The sequence below is a fragment of the Pseudoxanthomonas sp. genome, from assembly GCF_002863005.1.
Lineage (GTDB): Bacteria > Pseudomonadota > Gammaproteobacteria > Xanthomonadales > Xanthomonadaceae > Pseudoxanthomonas_A.
The window spans coordinates 94,831-110,583 of the sequence record NZ_PKDG01000014.1 but is presented as its reverse complement, the minus strand read 5'-3'; the positions used below and the strand labels follow the sequence as shown (position 1 = coordinate 110,583).

The 15,753-nt window shown below is 68.3% G+C and carries 15 protein-coding genes; 10 read left to right on the top strand and 5 right to left on the bottom strand.

From position 1 onward, the window contains the following. Position 1 precedes the first annotated feature (1 nt). Positions 2–1,252 carry a putative DNA modification/repair radical SAM protein gene (locus tag CYU89_RS04905; RefSeq protein ID WP_296279110.1) on the bottom strand — a complete coding sequence of 417 codons (1,251 nt, stop codon included), beginning with the start codon at positions 1,250–1,252 and terminating at the stop codon, positions 2–4. A 206-nt stretch (positions 1,253–1,458) separates the two neighbouring features. On the opposite strand from CYU89_RS04905, the gene CYU89_RS04900 reads away from it, so the two are divergent. Beyond that, complete coding sequence (locus CYU89_RS04900; RefSeq protein WP_296279109.1) at positions 1,459–1,998, top strand: PH domain-containing protein; 540 nt, start codon at positions 1,459–1,461, stop codon at positions 1,996–1,998. Positions 1,999–2,010: 12 nt separating this feature from the next. Here the strand turns inward: CYU89_RS04900 and CYU89_RS04895 are convergent, their stop codons facing one another. Both CYU89_RS04895 and CYU89_RS04890 read right to left on the bottom strand, forming a co-directional pair. Continuing rightward, positions 2,011–2,679 carry a ChrR family anti-sigma-E factor gene (locus CYU89_RS04895; protein WP_296279108.1) on the bottom strand — a complete coding sequence of 223 codons (669 nt, stop codon included), beginning with the start codon at positions 2,677–2,679 and terminating at the stop codon, positions 2,011–2,013. Continuing rightward, entirely contained in the window at positions 2,676–3,200 is a 525-nt protein-coding gene (locus CYU89_RS04890) for a sigma-70 family RNA polymerase sigma factor (protein WP_296279141.1), read from the bottom strand. The genes CYU89_RS04895 and CYU89_RS04890 overlap by 4 nt, the downstream gene beginning before the upstream one ends. Positions 3,201–3,446: 246 nt before the next feature. Between CYU89_RS04890 and CYU89_RS04885 the strand changes: the two genes are divergently transcribed. The 9 genes from CYU89_RS04885 (at position 3,447) to CYU89_RS04845 (ending at position 12,727) form a co-directional block, all read left to right on the top strand. After that, positions 3,447–4,229, top strand: coding sequence for a hypothetical protein (locus CYU89_RS04885; RefSeq protein WP_296279107.1), 783 nt, complete (start codon positions 3,447–3,449; stop codon positions 4,227–4,229). A 66-nt stretch (positions 4,230–4,295) separates the two neighbouring features. Beyond that, a complete protein-coding gene (locus tag CYU89_RS04880) occupies positions 4,296–5,246 on the top strand; it encodes an acyl-CoA desaturase (RefSeq protein WP_296279106.1) in 951 nt (316 codons plus the stop codon). A 2-nt stretch (positions 5,247–5,248) separates the two neighbouring features. After that, positions 5,249–6,532 carry an FAD-dependent oxidoreductase gene (locus CYU89_RS04875; RefSeq protein ID WP_296279105.1) on the top strand — a complete coding sequence of 428 codons (1,284 nt, stop codon included), beginning with the start codon at positions 5,249–5,251 and terminating at the stop codon, positions 6,530–6,532. Then, a complete protein-coding gene (locus CYU89_RS04870; protein WP_296279104.1) occupies positions 6,529–7,320 on the top strand; it encodes a DUF1365 domain-containing protein in 792 nt (263 codons plus the stop codon). The genes CYU89_RS04875 and CYU89_RS04870 overlap by 4 nt, the downstream gene beginning before the upstream one ends. After that, a complete protein-coding gene (locus CYU89_RS04865; protein ID WP_296279103.1) occupies positions 7,317–8,567 on the top strand; it encodes a cyclopropane-fatty-acyl-phospholipid synthase family protein in 1,251 nt (416 codons plus the stop codon). The genes CYU89_RS04870 and CYU89_RS04865 overlap by 4 nt, the downstream gene beginning before the upstream one ends. After that, complete coding sequence (locus CYU89_RS04860; protein ID WP_296279102.1) at positions 8,564–9,361, top strand: DUF1295 domain-containing protein; 798 nt, start codon at positions 8,564–8,566, stop codon at positions 9,359–9,361. The genes CYU89_RS04865 and CYU89_RS04860 overlap by 4 nt, the downstream gene beginning before the upstream one ends. After that, positions 9,358–10,440, top strand: a complete 1,083-nt coding sequence (locus CYU89_RS04855) for a cyclopropane-fatty-acyl-phospholipid synthase family protein (protein WP_296279101.1) — start codon at positions 9,358–9,360, stop codon at positions 10,438–10,440. The genes CYU89_RS04860 and CYU89_RS04855 overlap by 4 nt, the downstream gene beginning before the upstream one ends. A 1-nt stretch (position 10,441) precedes the next feature. Continuing rightward, positions 10,442–10,969, top strand: coding sequence for a lipocalin family protein (locus CYU89_RS04850; RefSeq protein WP_296279100.1), 528 nt, complete (start codon positions 10,442–10,444; stop codon positions 10,967–10,969). A gap of 171 nt (positions 10,970–11,140) precedes the next feature. Beyond that, complete coding sequence (locus CYU89_RS04845) at positions 11,141–12,727, top strand: EAL domain-containing protein (RefSeq protein WP_296279099.1); 1,587 nt, start codon at positions 11,141–11,143, stop codon at positions 12,725–12,727. A gap of 496 nt (positions 12,728–13,223) precedes the next feature. Here CYU89_RS04845 and CYU89_RS04840 read toward each other — a convergent pair whose 3' ends face one another. Both CYU89_RS04840 and hutU read right to left on the bottom strand, forming a co-directional pair. Beyond that, positions 13,224–13,940 carry a hypothetical protein gene (locus CYU89_RS04840; protein ID WP_296279098.1) on the bottom strand — a complete coding sequence of 239 codons (717 nt, stop codon included), beginning with the start codon at positions 13,938–13,940 and terminating at the stop codon, positions 13,224–13,226. 81 nt (positions 13,941–14,021) lie between these two features. Beyond that, complete coding sequence (hutU, locus tag CYU89_RS04835) at positions 14,022–15,689, bottom strand: urocanate hydratase (RefSeq protein WP_296279097.1); 1,668 nt, start codon at positions 15,687–15,689, stop codon at positions 14,022–14,024. Positions 15,690–15,753: the final 64 nt, after the last annotated feature.

The following is a 15,753-nucleotide window of genomic DNA, read 5'->3' as shown; positions in this document are numbered from 1 at the left end:
GTCAGCCGAACAGATCGGCCTGGCGTGGCGCCGGAGCCAGTTCGCGCCGCAGCCGGACGGGATCGTCCAGGCGTTGCCGCGGGTGGTGGTCCAGCAGCACGATGAACGGCAGGACCTTCTGCAACGGCGCGCGCAGGCGGGCAAGATCGGCAACGCGCAGCCTGCCCTGCTGCCGCGAATCGATGATGCGCTGAACGTTGCGCGCGCCCAGCCCCGGCACGCGCAACAGCATCTCGCGTGGCGCGGTGTTCAGGTCGACGGGGAAACGGTCCGGATGCCGCAGCGCCCACGCCAGCTTGGGATCGATCTCCAGGTCGAGCATGCCGTCCTGCGGTCCACTGCCATCGACGATCTCCTCGACGTCGAATCCATAGAACCGCAGCAGCCAGTCGGCCTGGTAGAGGCGGTGTTCGCGCAACAGCGGCGGCGCACGCAGCGGCAGCTGCGTGGACGCATCCGGGATGGGACTGAAGGCGGAGTAGTACACGCGGCGCATGCGGAACTGGCGGTACAGGGCATCGCTGCTGACCAGGATGGCGCGGTCGTCCGCCGCGTCGGCGCCCACGATCATCTGCGTGCTCTGCCCCGCAGGGGCGAATTTCGGCGGACGTTTCCGCTTCGGCTGCGCTTCCTGCCTGCTGGGCTTCGCGGCCTGGATGCGCCAGTGCAGTTCGCCCATCGCATCGCGGATGCCCTGCGCCTCTTTCTGCGGCGCGAGCTGCTTCAGGCCGGCCTCGGTCGGCAGCTCGACATTGATGCTCAGGCGGTCGGCGTAACGCCCGGCGGCGGCCAGCAGTTCCGGCGACGCTTCGGGAATGGTCTTCAGGTGGATGTAGCCGGCGAAGCGGTGGTCCTCGCGCAGGCTGCGGGCGACTTCCACCATCTGCTCCATCGTGTAGTCGCCGTTGCGGATGATGCCGCTGGAAAGGAACAGGCCCTCGATGTAGTTGCGCTTGTAGAACTCCAGTGTCAGCCGGACCACCTCCGCGGTGGCGAATCGCGCCCGCGGCACGTTGCTGGACACGCGGTTGACGCAGTAGGCGCAGTCGTAGATGCAGAAGTTGGTCAGCAGGATCTTCAGCAGCGAGACACAACGCCCGTCCGGCGTGTACGAGTGGCAGATGCCCATGCCTTCGGTGCTGCCGATGCCGCCCTTGCCCAGCGAATGCCGCTTGCCGGCGCCACTGGACGCGCACGATGCGTCGTACTTGGCCGCATCGGCGAGGATCGCGAGCTTGTCTTTCAACTGCATGGGCGAATCGTAGCCGGGTCGGCGTGCAGGACGTGAGACGGCACGGGACACGCCCCACGATGCCGGCGCGATCCATCGCACGACGAGGGCAGCGCCGGCGACCCGCCGTCCGCAATCAGGGGCCGGTCGACCGGCCGCATCCGCATGCCGGCCTGCGCGCGCCGTGCCAGAATGCGCGCCGTCATCCGGAGCCGACCCTGTCGTCCATGCATGCCTCGCCCCCGCTGGAAGCCTCTTTCAATCCGTTGATCCGCGCCTACCTGGTCGCGATGGTGGCGTGGTACCTGCTGATCAGCGTGGTCGGCGCACCGCTGATCCTGCTGTGGCTGCCGGGGCCCGGCCAATGGTGGGCGCGCCATTACTTCGCGCGGCTCGGATGCACCGTCGACGACCGCACGCTGCAGTTCCGCAAGGGCATTCTCTTCCGCGTCGAGAAGACGATCCCGCTGGAGAACATCCAGGATGTGACGTTCATCGAGGGCCCGATCCTGCGCCTGTACCACCTGAGCATCCTGCGCGTTGAAACCGCCGGCCAGAGCCCGGGGCAGGCGCATGCGATGCAGCTGGTCGGCATCGTCGACGCCCATGCGCTGCGCGACGAGATCCTCGCCCGCCGCGAGCGGCTGCGCCTGCATCACGCGTCGGCCGCGCCTGCGGCGTCCTCGTCGCAGGACACGCTGGACGCGATCCGCGAACGCGTCGACGAGATTGCCGTGCTGCTGCGGCAGCAACGCGCCTCGTCCTGAGCCACGCCGGCGCTACAGCTTGAACAACGGCTGCAGGCGCTGCGCCAGCCAGCCGGGGAAGCGCAGCGGGGCGTCGAGGGCCGACACGCAGATGCAGGCCGTGCCGGGCACGGTGACCGGCTGGTGTTCGACATCGCTGTCCAGGTCGGCCACGTCGCCGGGTGCGAACTGGCCCAGCGCGTCGTGGTAGGCGCCGCGCAGGATCTGGGTCAGTTCGGTGCCGCCATGGCTGTGCACGGGCATGCTGCGGCCCGGGCCGATCTTCAGCATCAGTAGGGTGCCGGTCTTGGTGTTGGGGGCGCGGATGCAATGCACGCCGGGCGCCATCCAGCGCCATTTCAAAGCGCGGTACGAGGTGCCGAAATACGGATGCAGCGGTGCCGGCAGGCGGTCGTCGTCCTCATACGGCGCGCGCGGCGGCGGCACGGTTGCCGGCGCGGGCGCCTCGTCCAGGCGCGACCACATGGACGCACGCAGCTCGGCCTGGCGGTCGCCGGCAGCGACGGCGGGCTGCTGCTGCTCGACCAGGTGCCCGCCGATGCGCTCGGCGTCTTCCACGCGCGCGCGGCAATGCGCGCAGGTCTCCAGGTGGGTGGCGGCCACGATCGCCACTTCGACCGCCAGTGCGCCGGCGGCGTAGCTGACCACGGTGGAAGGATCGAGATGATGGTGCGGGTTCACGACTGACCTCGTACTTGGCCCTGCAGCCGCAGGAATGCGCGGCGCAGGTGCGACTTCACGGTGCCGAGCGGCATCTGCAGCTCGTCGGCGATCTCCTGGTGGCTCTTGGCCTCGAAGTAGGACATGCGCATCAGGCGCGCCTGCACGGGGGGCAAGTCCTCGATGCGGCGCTGCAGATGGGCATGTTCGGCGTGGTCTTCGGCCGAACTGAACGGGCGCGCCAGCTCTTCGTCGACGGCCGGGCCGGCGTCTTCCATGATCTGTACCCAGCCGGGCTCGCGCCGCACGCGGTCGATATGCAGGTTGCGGCCGATGCGGAACAGCCAGGTGGACACCGCACCCTGCTGCGGGTCGTACATGGCGGCCCGCTGCCACAGGCGCAGGAGCGCCTCCTGCGACAGCTCCTCGGCCACGGCTTCGGTATTGCCCAGGCCGCGCAGGTACAGGCACAGGCGCGGCATGAAATGATCGTACAAGCGCATGAAACAGGCGCGGTCGCGCTGCCGGGCCACGGCGAGCATGTCGCCGGTCCAGTCGTGGACATCGCGCGTGGCGGGGGTAACGGTGGACACCGAACGTGCCGCCCGGAGGGGCGACGGTCTCCTTGTGAGGTCGGTGGGCATGGTATGCCAGGTCCGGCTGGGTTCGTGATGACGCTCTCTACGAAGATGACCGGCACTCGGATGCAGGGGGCGCGCACGTTGTCCAGGCATCCGTCCCGCAGTGCGTGCCGTAAGAAGGAACCAGTTCATCTTCGGCACGCTCCCATGACCCGTCCCCTGGCCGTCCTGCCCCTCTTCGCCGCCCTGATGATGGCCAGCCCGGCCGCGCGCCCCGATACGGGCGTGTTGCGGCAGGAGGCGACCGCCTACGCCCGCCAGGGCGATACCGTGCTGTACCGCGAGTCCCACTGGCGCTACCGGCAGGAAGGCAGCGCCCGGCGGCTGGTCCTCTACCGGTGCCCCGATGGCCGTGCCTTCGCACGGAAGACGGTGGTGGACCGCGCGACCGCACAGGCGCCGGACTTCGATTTCGAGGATGCGCGCGACGGCTACCGGGAGGGGGTGCGCAGCAGCGAGCGCGGGCGGGTGGTCTATGTCAGGGAAAAGGCGGGCGCACCTGCGAAGGAGCGCACGCTGGCCGTGCCTGCCGGGGCGGTCATCGATGCCGGATTCGATGCCAGCGTGCGGCTGCACTGGAACACCCTGCGCGCGGGACGCGACGTGACCCAACCGTTCCTGTTGCCCAGCCGGTTCGACTTCATGCCGGTGAAGCTGGATCCCGGCGAGGTCGTACGCTGGAACGGCATCCCCGCCCAGCGCATGGCGATGAAGCTGGATCGCTGGTACGGCTTCGTCGCCCCGACGATGCAGTTGACCTACGCCAATGCGGACCAGCGCCTGCTGGAATTCGCCGGCATCGCCACCATCCGCGACGACAAGGGCCGGCACCAGGACGTACGCATCGTGTTCCCGCAGCCGCCCGCCGCGGCGGATGCGCGTGCACTGCGCGATGCGTTGGCCACGCCACTGGTCGGCCGCTGCGGGTGAGCGGTCTTCACGCATCCAAAGCGCGCGTTCGGTCGTACTAGGGATTCAAGCGATCGAGACCTCCTGATGCCGGCCAGCGATTCCCCCACTCCCCCGCCGGCGCCCCGTGTGCTGCCGGCGCTGCGACGCTGGTTCGACACCCAGGCGGCGCAGGAACACGAGGATGGTGGCGACCGGATCGACTGGCTGCGTGCCGCCCCTTTCATCGGCATGCATCTGGCCTGCCTGGCCGTTTTCTGGGTCGGCGTATCCCCGGTGGCGGTGATCGTGGCCGCGGTGCTGTACGCGGTACGCATGTTCGCCATCACCGGCTTCTACCACCGCTATTTCTCCCACCGCACGTTCCGCACGTCGCGCGTGCTGCAGTTCGTGTTCGCACTGATCGGCGCGTCCAGCGTGCAGCGCGGTCCGTTGTGGTGGGCGGCGCACCATCGCAACCACCATCGCCATGCCGACACCGCGGCCGATCCGCATTCCCCCGCCGTGCATGGATTCTGGTGGAGCCATGCGGGCTGGTTCCTGACGCGGGGCGGCTTCCGCACCGACTGGTCGCGCATCCCCGACCTGGCGCGCTATCCCGAACTGCGCTGGCTGGATCGTTACGACACCGTCGTGCCGGTGCTGCTGGCGGCCGCGCTGTACGGTGTCGGTGCGCTGCTGGAACGCGTGGCACCGCACCTCGGCACCAGCGGCGGGCAGATGCTGGTCTGGGGCTTCTTCGTCTCGACGGTCGTGCTGTTCCACGCCACAGTGACCATCAATTCGCTGGCGCACCGCTTCGGCCGCCGCCGTTTCGATACGCGCGACGACAGCCGCAACAACCTCTGGCTGGCGCTGCTGACGTTCGGCGAGGGTTGGCACAACAACCACCACTTCTTTCCCGGCACCGCGCGGCAGGGATTCCGCTGGTGGGAAATCGACCTGACCTGGTACGGCCTGCGCGCAATGGCGCTGTTCGGGCTGGTGCGCGATCTCAAGCCGGTGCCCGCGTGGGTACTGGCCAAGGCGAGGCGCTGAGCATGCGCATAGCGGTCATCGGATCGGGCATTGCCGGGCTGGCCTCGGCCTGGTGGTTGTCGCAGCAACACGAGGTGACGCTGTTCGAGGCCAACGACTACCTCGGTGGCCACACGCATACGCATACCGTCGTGCAGGCGGGCCGCGAATACCGCATCGACAGCGGCTTCATCGTGTTCAACCCCGACCACTATCCCCTGTTGTGCGGGTTGTTCGACGAACTCGGCGTGGCGTCGCAACCGACGACGATGAGTTTCTCCGTCCACAGCGCGCGCAGCGGCCTGGAATACAATGCGACGTCACTGGACACGCTGTTCTGCCAGCGCCGCAACCTGGTGTCGCCACGCTTCTGGGGCATGCTGCGCGACCTCGCCCGCTTCTATCGCGAAGCGCCCGCGCTGCTCGAGGGCGACGATCCGGGCCCCACCCTCGGCGACTACCTTCGTCAGGGCGGCTATGGCGCCGCGTTCCGGGACGAGCACCTGGTGCCCATGGCCTCGGCCCTGTGGTCGTCGCCGCCGCAGGGCATCCTCGCCTTTCCGGCCCGTTACCTGGTGCAGTTCATGGCCAACCACCACATGCTGACGCTCGGCGAACGCCGGCCGTGGCGCGTGGTGACGGGCGGCTCGGCGACCTACGTGGAGGCGCTGCGCCGGCGGTGGAAGGTGCGCGAGCGCGTCTCCACGCCGGTGCATTCCGTGCTCCGCTGCGAGGAGCACGTGGGCGTGATGACCGCCACCGGAACCGAACGTTTCGATCATGTGGTGATGGCCTGCCACAGCGACGACGCGCTGCGCCTGCTGCACGATGCCGACGCGCGCGAGCGCGGCGTGCTGGGCGCGATCCGCTACCAGTCCAACGACACCGTGCTGCACACGGATGCCCGCCTGCTGCCGCGCCATCGCAAGGCCTGGGCCGCGTGGAACGCGCATCTTCCCGCCGATCCCGCCGCGCCCTGCACGGTGAGTTACTGCATGAACCTGCTGCAGGGTATCGACTCGCCGGAGCCGTTCGTGGTGACGCTCAATCGCAGCGAGGCCATCGATCCGGCGCGCGTCCTGCGACGCATGCACTACCGGCACCCGGTGTACGACCATGCCATGGTGGCGGCGCAGCGGCGCAAGGCCGAGATCCAGGGCGTGCGGCGTACCTGGTTCGCCGGCGCGTACTGGGGCTGGGGCTTCCACGAGGATGGCATCCGCAGCGCGCGCGCGCTGGTCGAGGCATTCGAGGCCCAGCACGCGGCAGGTCCCGTGATCCGCGAAGACGCACCGGTGCCGGCATGAATGCCGGGCCGGCCAAGGCGGACCTCGCCAGCGCGGTGTACGAAGGATGGGTGCGCCATCGGCGGCATGCGCCGCGCCCGCACGCCTTCCGCTATCGCATGGCGCAGCTCTATCTGGACCTGGACGAGGTGGAACGCATCTTCGACCGACGCTGGCTGTGGTCGGTGAATCGCCGCAACCTGGCCGAATTCCGTCGCAGCGACTACCTGTCGCCCCACGAGCAGCCCCTGGCCGAGGCCGTGCGCGACCGCGTCGCGCGCGAAACCGGCCATCGCCCGCAAGGTCCGGTCCGCTTGCTGACCCATCTGCGCTATGGCGGCTACGTGTTCAACCCGGTGAGCTTCTACTACTGCTTCCAGCCCGACGGCATCACCCTGGACGCCGTGCTTGCCGAGATCACCAACACGCCCTGGCGCGAGCGGCACAGCTACGTGCTGCCCGTTCGCGACGGCGTGCCGAAAGGCGACGGCTGGGAATGGGGCTTCGACAAGGCCTTCCATGTCTCGCCCTTCCTGCCCATGGCGTGCGCCTACCACTGGCGCTTCAGTACGCCCGACGACGGCCTGCGCGTGCACATGCAGGTCGATCGCGAAGGCCAGCGTGCCTTCGACGCCACGCTGACGCTGCAGAGGCGCCCCCTGGACGGCGCCTCGCTGGCGCGCGTGCTGTGGCGCTACCCCCTGATGACCGCGCAGGTGATGACCGGCATCCACTGGCAGGCACTGCGCCTGTGGCTGAAGCGCACACCCGTCCACGACCACCCTTCCCTTGCCCGCGAGACCCCATGAACGAGATCGCCGACGTCACTGCCGTTTCTTCCTACGGCGCGCTCGACCGCCTGCTGCGCTCGCAGTTGCTGGCGCGCCTGGACGCGCTGGACCACGGCATGCTGGTGGTACGCGATGCGCTGGGCGAGCACCGTTTCGGCCGGACCGGTGGCGACGCGCTGCCCGCGGTGCACCTGTGGATCGACGATGCCGCGTTCTATCGCGCGGTCGCCGCGCAGGGCAGCGTGGGCGCCGGCGAGTCCTACATCGCCGGCCAGTGGCGTTGCGACGACCTGGTCGCGCTGGTGAGATTGCTGGTGCGCAACCGCGCACTGCTCGACGGCATGGAAGGCGGCCTGGCCCGGCTCGGTGGCTGGGCGTTGCGCAGCTGGCATGCGCTCCGCCGCAACACGCGCGAAGGCAGCCGTCGAAACATCGCGGCGCACTACGACCTGGGCAACGATTTCTTCGCATTGTTCCTGTCGCCGGACCTGATGTACTCGTCGGCGATGTTCGCCTCGCCGGACGACGACCTGGACACCGCGTCGTACCGCAAGCTCGATGCGGTGTGCCGGAAGCTGGCGCTGGTTCCGGGCGATCGCGTGGTCGAGATCGGCACCGGCTGGGGCGGTTTCGCCCTGCACGCGGCACGGCACTACGGGTGCCACGTCACCACGACCACGATCTCGCGCGAACAGCACGCGCTGGCCAGCGCCCGCGTGGCCGCTGCCGGCCTGCAGGACCGGGTGACGCTGCTGCTGCAGGACTACCGCGACCTGCAGGGGCAGTACGACAAGCTGGTGTCGATCGAAATGATCGAAGCGATCGGCGCGCAGTACCTGGAGACGTTCTTCGGCAAGCTGGGCAGCCTGGTGCGCCCCGGTGGCCGGGCGCTGCTGCAGGCGATCACCATCGAAGACCACCGCTATGCGCAGGCACGCGATTCGGTGGACTACATCAAGCGCTTCGTCTTCCCTGGCAGTTTCATCCCGTCGCTCAGTGCGATGTATGCCGCGAAGACACGGGCCAGCGACCTGCAGGTGGTGCACCAGGAAGACTTCGGCCTGTCGTATGCGTACACGCTGCGCGCATGGCGCCGTCGCTTCATGACCCGCCTGGCCGAGGTACGCACGCAGGGATTCGACGAGCGCTTCATCCGCCTGTGGGAGTTCTACCTGGCGTACTGCGAGGGCGGCTTCCTCGAGCGTTCCATCGGCGTGTCGCACGTGCTGATGGCGCGCCCCGGCCACGTGTCGGAGGCCGCATGAGCTCCCTCTCCGCCCTGGTGCTGGTCGCGGTGCTCGCTGCCGTCGTGATGACGCTGGGCTGGCGGTGGCAGCGACGGCACGAGAACACAGGCATCGTCGACGTGCTGTGGTCGGCCTGCGTGGGCGGCGCGGCGGTGCTGCTGGCCGCCCTCGGCGACGGCGCCTGGCAGGCCCGCGCGGTCCTTGCCGTGCTGGGCGGGACCTGGGGTGCGCGCCTTGCGCTGCATCTCTGGCACCGCGTGCGCAGCGAGCCCGAAGACGGCCGCTACCGGTACCTCCGCGAGCATTGGCAAGGCCACCAGGGCAAGCTGTTCCTGTTCTTCATGGCGCAGGCACTGCTGGTGGTGCTGTTCGCACTGCCCTTCGCCGCGGCCGCGCGCAGCCCTGTCGACAGCGCATGGCCATGGCTCGTGCTGGCGGTGGCGATCTGGATCGCGAGCGTGGCCGGCGAGGCCATCGCCGACCGCCAGCTGGCACGCTTCCGTGCCGACCCCGGCAACCGCGGGAAGACCTGCCGAGACGGGCTGTGGCGGTATTCGCGCCATCCGAACTATTTCTTCGAGTGGCTGCACTGGTTCGCCTACATCGCGCTCGCCGTCGGTTCGCCGTGGGCGTGGCTGTCGTGGTGCGGGCCGGTGGTGATGTACGTGTTCCTGCGCTGGATCAGCGGCATCCCGTATACGGAAGCGCAGGCGTTGCGCACGCGCGGCGACGACTACCGCGAGTACCAGCGCACGACGCCGATGCTGTTCCCCTGGTTTCCCAAACCCGCCGCCGAGGAGGCGACACGATGAACGCGATGGTGGAAGAACTGGCTGCCGACAAGGCTGCCCCGGGCCTGCTGGGCCTGGCCGAACGTGGCCTGCTGCCCGATGCGGCGATCCGCGCCGGCATCCGCCAGCTGTGCGCCCAGCGACTGCGCGACGAAAGCGAAGGCGGCCAGGAAGCGCAATCCGCGTTGCTGGCGCACCGCCTGCGCGCCTTGCGCCAGGGCGCGCTTGCCGTGCATACCGATGCCGCCAACCGGCAGCACTACGAACTGCCGGCCGATTTCTTCCGTCACTGCCTCGGCGGACGGCTGAAGTACAGCAGCTGCTACTACCCGACCGGCGCGGAAACGCTCGACCAGGCCGAAGAGGCGATGCTGGCGCTGTACGGCGAGCGCGCCGCGCTGGCCGACGGGCAGGACATCCTGGAGCTGGGCTGCGGCTGGGGTTCGCTGACCCTGTGGATGGCTGCGCGCTATCCGAACGCGCGCATCACCGCCGTGTCCAATTCGAACTCGCAGCGCCAGTTCATCGAAGCGCGCTGCGCCGAGCGCGGCCTGCGCAACGTGCGCGTCATCACCTGCGACGTGAACCAGCTGCAACTGGAACCGCAGGCGTTCGACCGCTGCGTGTCGGTGGAGATGTTCGAGCACGTCAGCAACCATGCCGCACTGATGCGCCGCATCCACGATGCGCTGCGCCCGGGCGGCGCGCTGTTCGTGCACATCTTCGTCCACCGCCACCTGATGTATCCTTTCGAGACGCAGGGCGAGGACAACTGGATGGGCCGGCACTTCTTCACCGGCGGCATGATGCCGTCGGCCGACCTGCTGCTGTTCTTCCAGGACCACCTGCACCTGCAGGAGCGCTGGCTGCTCGACGGCACGCATTACCAGCGCACCGCCAACCACTGGCTGGCCCGGCACGACGCCAACCGCGAAGCGGTGATGGGCGTGCTGCGCGAGGCGTATGGCGATGCCGCCGCGCTGTGGAACCAGCGCTGGCGCATGTTCTGGATGGCGTGCGCGGAGCTGTTCGGCTACCGCAACGGCCAGGAGTGGCTGGTGGCGCATTACCGGTTCCAGCGTCCGGCGCGGGGGCACTGACATGCGTACCCTGCCCTTTCTCGTACTCGCACTGGTCGTCGCGACGACCGCCGCATGCCGCTCCGGCAACGTCAAGCCTTCCATCCCGACCGCCGCACCGGTGGACGTGGACCGCTTCATGGGCGACTGGTACGTCATCGCCCACATCCCCTCCTTCCCGGAGCGGGAGGCCTACAAGGCGGTCGAGTCCTACGCCCGCATGCCGGACGGCCGCATCCAGACCACCTTCCGCTTCCGCAAGGGCGCGCTGGACGGTCCGGAGAAAACCATGCATCCGGTCGGCACGGTGAAGCCGGACGGCGGCGGCGCGGTCTGGGACATGCAGTTCGTCTGGCCGATCCAGGCCGAATATGTCATCGCCTGGGTCGATGCCGATTACCAGCAGACCATCGTCGGCCGCAGCAAGCGCGATTACGTCTGGCTGATGGCGCGCACGCCGCAGATTCCCGACACCGATTACCAGGCGCGCATCCGGCAGATCGAAGCGCTGGGCTACGACGTATCGAAGATCCGCCGCGTCCCGCAATGAGCACCACAGCCATGTAACCGCCCTTACGTGAGCTCGGGCCGGGACGCGCTTTCGTCGCACGACGACGCGCGCTAAGGTGGTCGGTGTCGCTCAAGTCGTGCCTTCCAAGGCCGATGGGGAAGGTTCCCCGGCGATACGGGGCTGTCCGGCGAGGCTGCACAGGGGGGCTGCATGGCGACGCCACCGTTTCACACGGCCAACATGCTCCGTGAGCGGATCGCCGATGCGGTCTGCCACGAGAAGATATTCCCGGCCTACCAGCCGATCGTCTGCCTTCGGACAGGCGCGATCCACGGACTGGAAGTACTGGCACGATGGCACGATCCCGCGTTCGGCGACGTGCCTCCGAAAGACTTCATCCCCATCGCGCTGCAGGCATCGCTGCTGCCGCTGCTGACCCTGAATCTCGCGCGCCGCGCCTGCAGCGAGGCCAGCGCATGGCCTGGCCGCTTCTGCTTGGCATTCAACGTGCCGCCTTCGCTGCTGCAGGACGCGCCCGCCGTGCGCCTGCTGCTGGAAGCGATGTCCGAATCGTCGTTTTCCCTGGATCGCATCTGCATCGAGATGACCGAGGACGAACTGGTCGAGGACGAACCCGCGACCGAGCGTGCGTTCGGTTACCTGAAGTCGCATGGTGTGCGCGTGGCGCTGGACGATTTCGGCACGGGATTCTCCAGCATGGTGCGCTTGAGCCGTTTCGGCTTCGACGAACTGAAGATCGATGGCAGCCTGATCCGGCGCCTGGCGACCGACCGCGAGAGCCGCAAGGTGGTCTCGGCCATCATCGGGCTGGGACACAGCCTGGACGTCCCGATCGTCGCAGAAGGCGTGGAGACCGACGCCCAGGCGGACGTGCTGCGCGAGCTGGGCTGCGATTTCGCACAAGGCTGGCTGACGGGCAAGCCGATGCCGGGCAACGCCGTGGCGCACCTGCTGGCCAACGCGCCCGTGCACGCCGCGTCGCCCGCGTCACGGCCGTTGTCGCCGTGGCTGCGGCAGCACCAGTTGTCCTCCCTCTACACCAATGCGCCCGTCGGGCTGGCCTTCCTCGACACGGACATGCGCTACGCGGCGGCGAACACGCAGTTCGCGCACATGGTGGGCAGGCCGTTGCGCGAGATCGTGGATGCGCATGTCCAGCAGGTCTACACGCCCGACATCGCGGCATGGATCATGCAGGCATCGCAGCGGATCCTGGACAGGGGCGACATCTCCCGCGTCGAATTCCGCTTCCCGAACCGCGAAGAAACCTTCCTGGTGGTCGGCACGCGCGTGACCGACGAGATGGCGCAGCCCATCGGCGTGTCGGTGGTCGCCATCGACATCACCGACCGCAAGCACGCGGAGGAAGAGATGCGGGCGCGGGAGGCGATCTATCGCGGCGCAGTGGAACTCGGGCCCAACGTGGCGTGGGTGAGCGACGGCGATGGCGCGCTGACCTACATCAGCCCGGCGCCGCAGGAACCCGAAGGGTGCACCATGGAAGCGCGACTGGCGACCTGGTATGCACGCATGGAAGACGAAGACCGCGTGCGCGTGCGCGCCGAATGGCTGGTTGCCGTGCACGCGCGCGACACCTTCGAGACGCGGTTCCGCCTGCGCTGGTTCGATGACCGCTGGCGCTGGGTGTCCAGTCGTGCGATCCGCCGCACCATGGAGGACGGCAGCCGCGGCTGGTTCGGCGTGTTCACCGACATCTCGCGGCAGGTGGAACTGGAGGAGCAGCTGGCGCGCCTTGGCAGCGCGGATTCGCCCTGAGCCCATGCAGGGCCGGTCTACGCGGCGCGTCGCCGCTGCGCGCGTCGCCTGACCGGATGCGGACACCCCGCACGGCGCTGACGCGCGCTGGATGCGCTTGGCACGAACGGATGGATCATGCGCGAATGGGAGTGTCCGGCCCCTCGCCGCGTACACCACCCCGCACCTCCCGGGTCCGCCATGCTCGCCCGGGATCGAACCTCAGTGCAGATATCCGGATCAGGTGGGCGCGAATCCGCGCGTCGCCTTCTTCTCGCCTTTCTCCGCCCGCTTTTCCTTCAGGGTCTTCGCAGGCTTCTTCTTCGTCTCTTTCTTCTTGTCCAGGCCTTTGGCCATCACGTGTACTCCAGTCGTTGAGACGACGGCAAGCATGACACATCCGGCTGCCGCCGCCCGTACGCGGCGACGCCTCGGGATGGCGCCCGTGGCGCCGGCCTGGGCACCGGGCAAGAAGGATATCCCGCGGCTGGACCGGTTGAGCGATGGAGCGCTGGGGTCAGCGCGCGGAAGTGCCGAGGCTGGCGGCGTCGGGCAGCGCCGGCAACTTGCGCGCGAGGTCCAGCTGCGCCCGGTAGAGGAGTTTGGGAGAAGGCTCGATGCCGTCTCTCCGCCGGTACACAGCCAGGAGGTTCTTCATGATGACGTAGGGGGTAGAGAACAGGCCGAACACCGACCACCAGCCCGTCAATGCGCACACAGCCGCCGCCCATCTGTTCGCTTTGCTCCCGCACTCGCGACAGCAGAGCTGGTCGGTTTCAGAGTATCTGTATATCCATATCAGCGAGACCACGTGATAAGCGTCGCGCACTTCAATGGTCCGGCCGCCACGCTGGCAGCATGGACATTCGCCGAACTTCATGGCGATTGCATGCTGGTAGACGAGGTCGGGAGCAAGTGTCGCCGCCCGCGCGGCCAGCATGGAGTCCTCGCTGCAGCGCTGGCTGCAGAACTTCTGGGCGCCGCGCCTCACGGGCTGGAGAATGACGGACTTCCCGCAGTAGTCGCAGTGGTTGGTCACGCCACTGCGCTCGAACAGGGACCGCCTGACCTCCGCTACCTTCAGGTCGAGCGCATGCCCTGCCAGCCCACGCTCTGCCAGCAACTCGGTGAGCGCCTCGCGCGCCTCTTGCGTCAGCGGGCCGAGGCCTCGCTGGATGAGATCGCTCTCATCCAGCGCAGCGAACATCCGCTTGAAATCCTCTTTCGAGTACATCGGACTCCCCGAGCGATCCCTATCCGCCGTCCCGAAGATGCGGAGCTCTCAACGACCCCGTACGGCCGACCCTGATCACGATCACGCCATCGGCAGCTTCAACCCCTGCTCCTTCGCGCACTGCACGGCGATGTCGTAACCGGCATCCGCATGCCGCATCACGCCGGTGCCGGGATCGTTCCACAGTACGCGCGCGATGCGCTTGTCGGCCTCCGCCGTGCCGTCGCAGACGATGACCACGCCCGAGTGCTGCGAGTAGCCCATGCCCACGCCGCCACCATGGTGCAGCGACACCCAGGTGGCGCCACCGGCGACGTTAAGCATCGCGTTGAGCAGCGGCCAATCGGAAACCGCATCGCTGCCGTCCTTCATCGCTTCGGTCTCGCGGTTCGGCGAGGCCACGCTGCCGGAGTCGAGGTGGTCGCGACCGATCACGACCGGGGCTTTCAGTTCGCCGTTGCGCACCATCTCGTTGAACGCCAGGCCGAGCTTGTGGCGCAGGCCCAGGCCGACCCAGCAGATGCGCGCCGGCAGGCCCTGGAAGCTGATGCGCTCGCGCGCCATGTCCAGCCAGCGATGCAGGTGCGCATCGTCGGGGATCAGCTCCTTCACCTTGGCGTCGGTCCTGTAGATGTCTTCCGGATCGCCGCTGAGCGCGACCCAGCGGAACGGGCCCACGCCGCGGCAGAACAGCGGGCGCACGTAGGCCGGCACGAAGCCCGGGAAATCGAACGCGTTCTTCAACCCCTGGTCGAACGCCATCTGCCGGATGTTGTTGCCGTAGTCGAACGTGGGCACGCCCATCTGCTGGAACGCGAGCATCGCCTCCACGTGCACGCGCATGGCCTGCTTGGCGGCATCGCGCACGCGTTCGGGTTCGGCCTTCTGTTCGGCCAGCCACTGTTCCACGGTCCAGCCGATCGGCAGGTAGCCGTGCACGGGGTCGTGCGCACTGGTCTGATCGGTGACGGCGTCAGGACGCACGCCGCGCTTCACCAGCTCCGGCAGGATCTCCGCGGCATTGCCGAGCAGCGCGATGGACTTTGCCACGCCGCCCGCGGTGTACTTCGCGATGCGCGCGAGGGCGTCATCGAGGTCGGTGGCCTGTTCGTCCACGTAGCGCGTCCGCAGGCGCATGTCGATGCTGGACTGGCGGCATTCGATGTTGAGCGAGTTCGCGCCCGCCAGCGCCGCGGCCAGCGGCTGCGCGCCCCCCATGCCGCCGAGGCCGGCGGTGAGGATCCACTTGCCGGTCAGGTCGCCGCCGTAGTGCTGCCGACCCATCTCGACGAAGGTTTCGTACGTGCCCTGCACGATCCCCTGGCTGCCGATGTAGATCCACGAGCCGGCGGTCATCTGGCCGTACATCGCCAGGCCCTTGCGGTCGAGTTCGTTGAAGTGCTCCCACGTGGCCCAGTGCGGCACCAGGTTGGAGTTGGCGATCAGCACGCGCGGCGCATCGGGATGCGTGGGGAAGATGCCGACCGGCTTGCCCGACTGCACCAGCAGCGTCTCGTTGTCGTCGAGTTCGCGCAGCGACTTCAGGATGGCGTCGTAGCAGGCCCAGTCGCGCGCGGCGCGGCCGATGCCGCCGTAGACGACCAGCGAGGCGGGATCTTCCGCGACGTCCGCGTCCAGGTTGTTCTGCAGCATCCGGTACGGCGCTTCGCTGAGCCAGGACTTGCAGGTGAGCGTGGCACCGCGCGGCGCGCGGATGACGCGGGACGGGTCGTGGCGGGGATCGGACATGCGGGCGTTCCGGATAAAGGGATTGCCGTCATTATCGGCGCGAGGACTGGTCGGGCGCGAGCCA

Coding starts and splice junctions, on each gene's coding strand:
- CYU89_RS04905 (WP_296279110.1), bottom strand. CDS start 1,252: ATGCAGTTGAAAGACAAGCTCGCGATCCTCGCCGATGCGGCCAAGTAC.
- CYU89_RS04900 (WP_296279109.1), top strand. CDS start 1,459: ATGCATGCCTCGCCCCCGCTGGAAGCCTCTTTCAATCCGTTGATCCGC.
- CYU89_RS04890 (WP_296279141.1), bottom strand. CDS start 3,200: ATGCTCGCCGTGGCCCGGCAGCGCGACCGCGCCTGTTTCATGCGCTTG.
- CYU89_RS04885 (WP_296279107.1), top strand. CDS start 3,447: ATGACCCGTCCCCTGGCCGTCCTGCCCCTCTTCGCCGCCCTGATGATG.
- CYU89_RS04880 (WP_296279106.1), top strand. CDS start 4,296: ATGCCGGCCAGCGATTCCCCCACTCCCCCGCCGGCGCCCCGTGTGCTG.
- CYU89_RS04875 (WP_296279105.1), top strand. CDS start 5,249: ATGCGCATAGCGGTCATCGGATCGGGCATTGCCGGGCTGGCCTCGGCC.
- CYU89_RS04870 (WP_296279104.1), top strand. CDS start 6,529: ATGAATGCCGGGCCGGCCAAGGCGGACCTCGCCAGCGCGGTGTACGAA.
- CYU89_RS04865 (WP_296279103.1), top strand. CDS start 7,317: ATGAACGAGATCGCCGACGTCACTGCCGTTTCTTCCTACGGCGCGCTC.
- CYU89_RS04860 (WP_296279102.1), top strand. CDS start 8,564: ATGAGCTCCCTCTCCGCCCTGGTGCTGGTCGCGGTGCTCGCTGCCGTC.
- CYU89_RS04855 (WP_296279101.1), top strand. CDS start 9,358: ATGAACGCGATGGTGGAAGAACTGGCTGCCGACAAGGCTGCCCCGGGC.
- CYU89_RS04850 (WP_296279100.1), top strand. CDS start 10,442: ATGCGTACCCTGCCCTTTCTCGTACTCGCACTGGTCGTCGCGACGACC.
- CYU89_RS04845 (WP_296279099.1), top strand. CDS start 11,141: ATGGCGACGCCACCGTTTCACACGGCCAACATGCTCCGTGAGCGGATC.
- CYU89_RS04840 (WP_296279098.1), bottom strand. CDS start 13,940: ATGTACTCGAAAGAGGATTTCAAGCGGATGTTCGCTGCGCTGGATGAG.
- hutU (WP_296279097.1), bottom strand. CDS start 15,689: ATGTCCGATCCCCGCCACGACCCGTCCCGCGTCATCCGCGCGCCGCGC.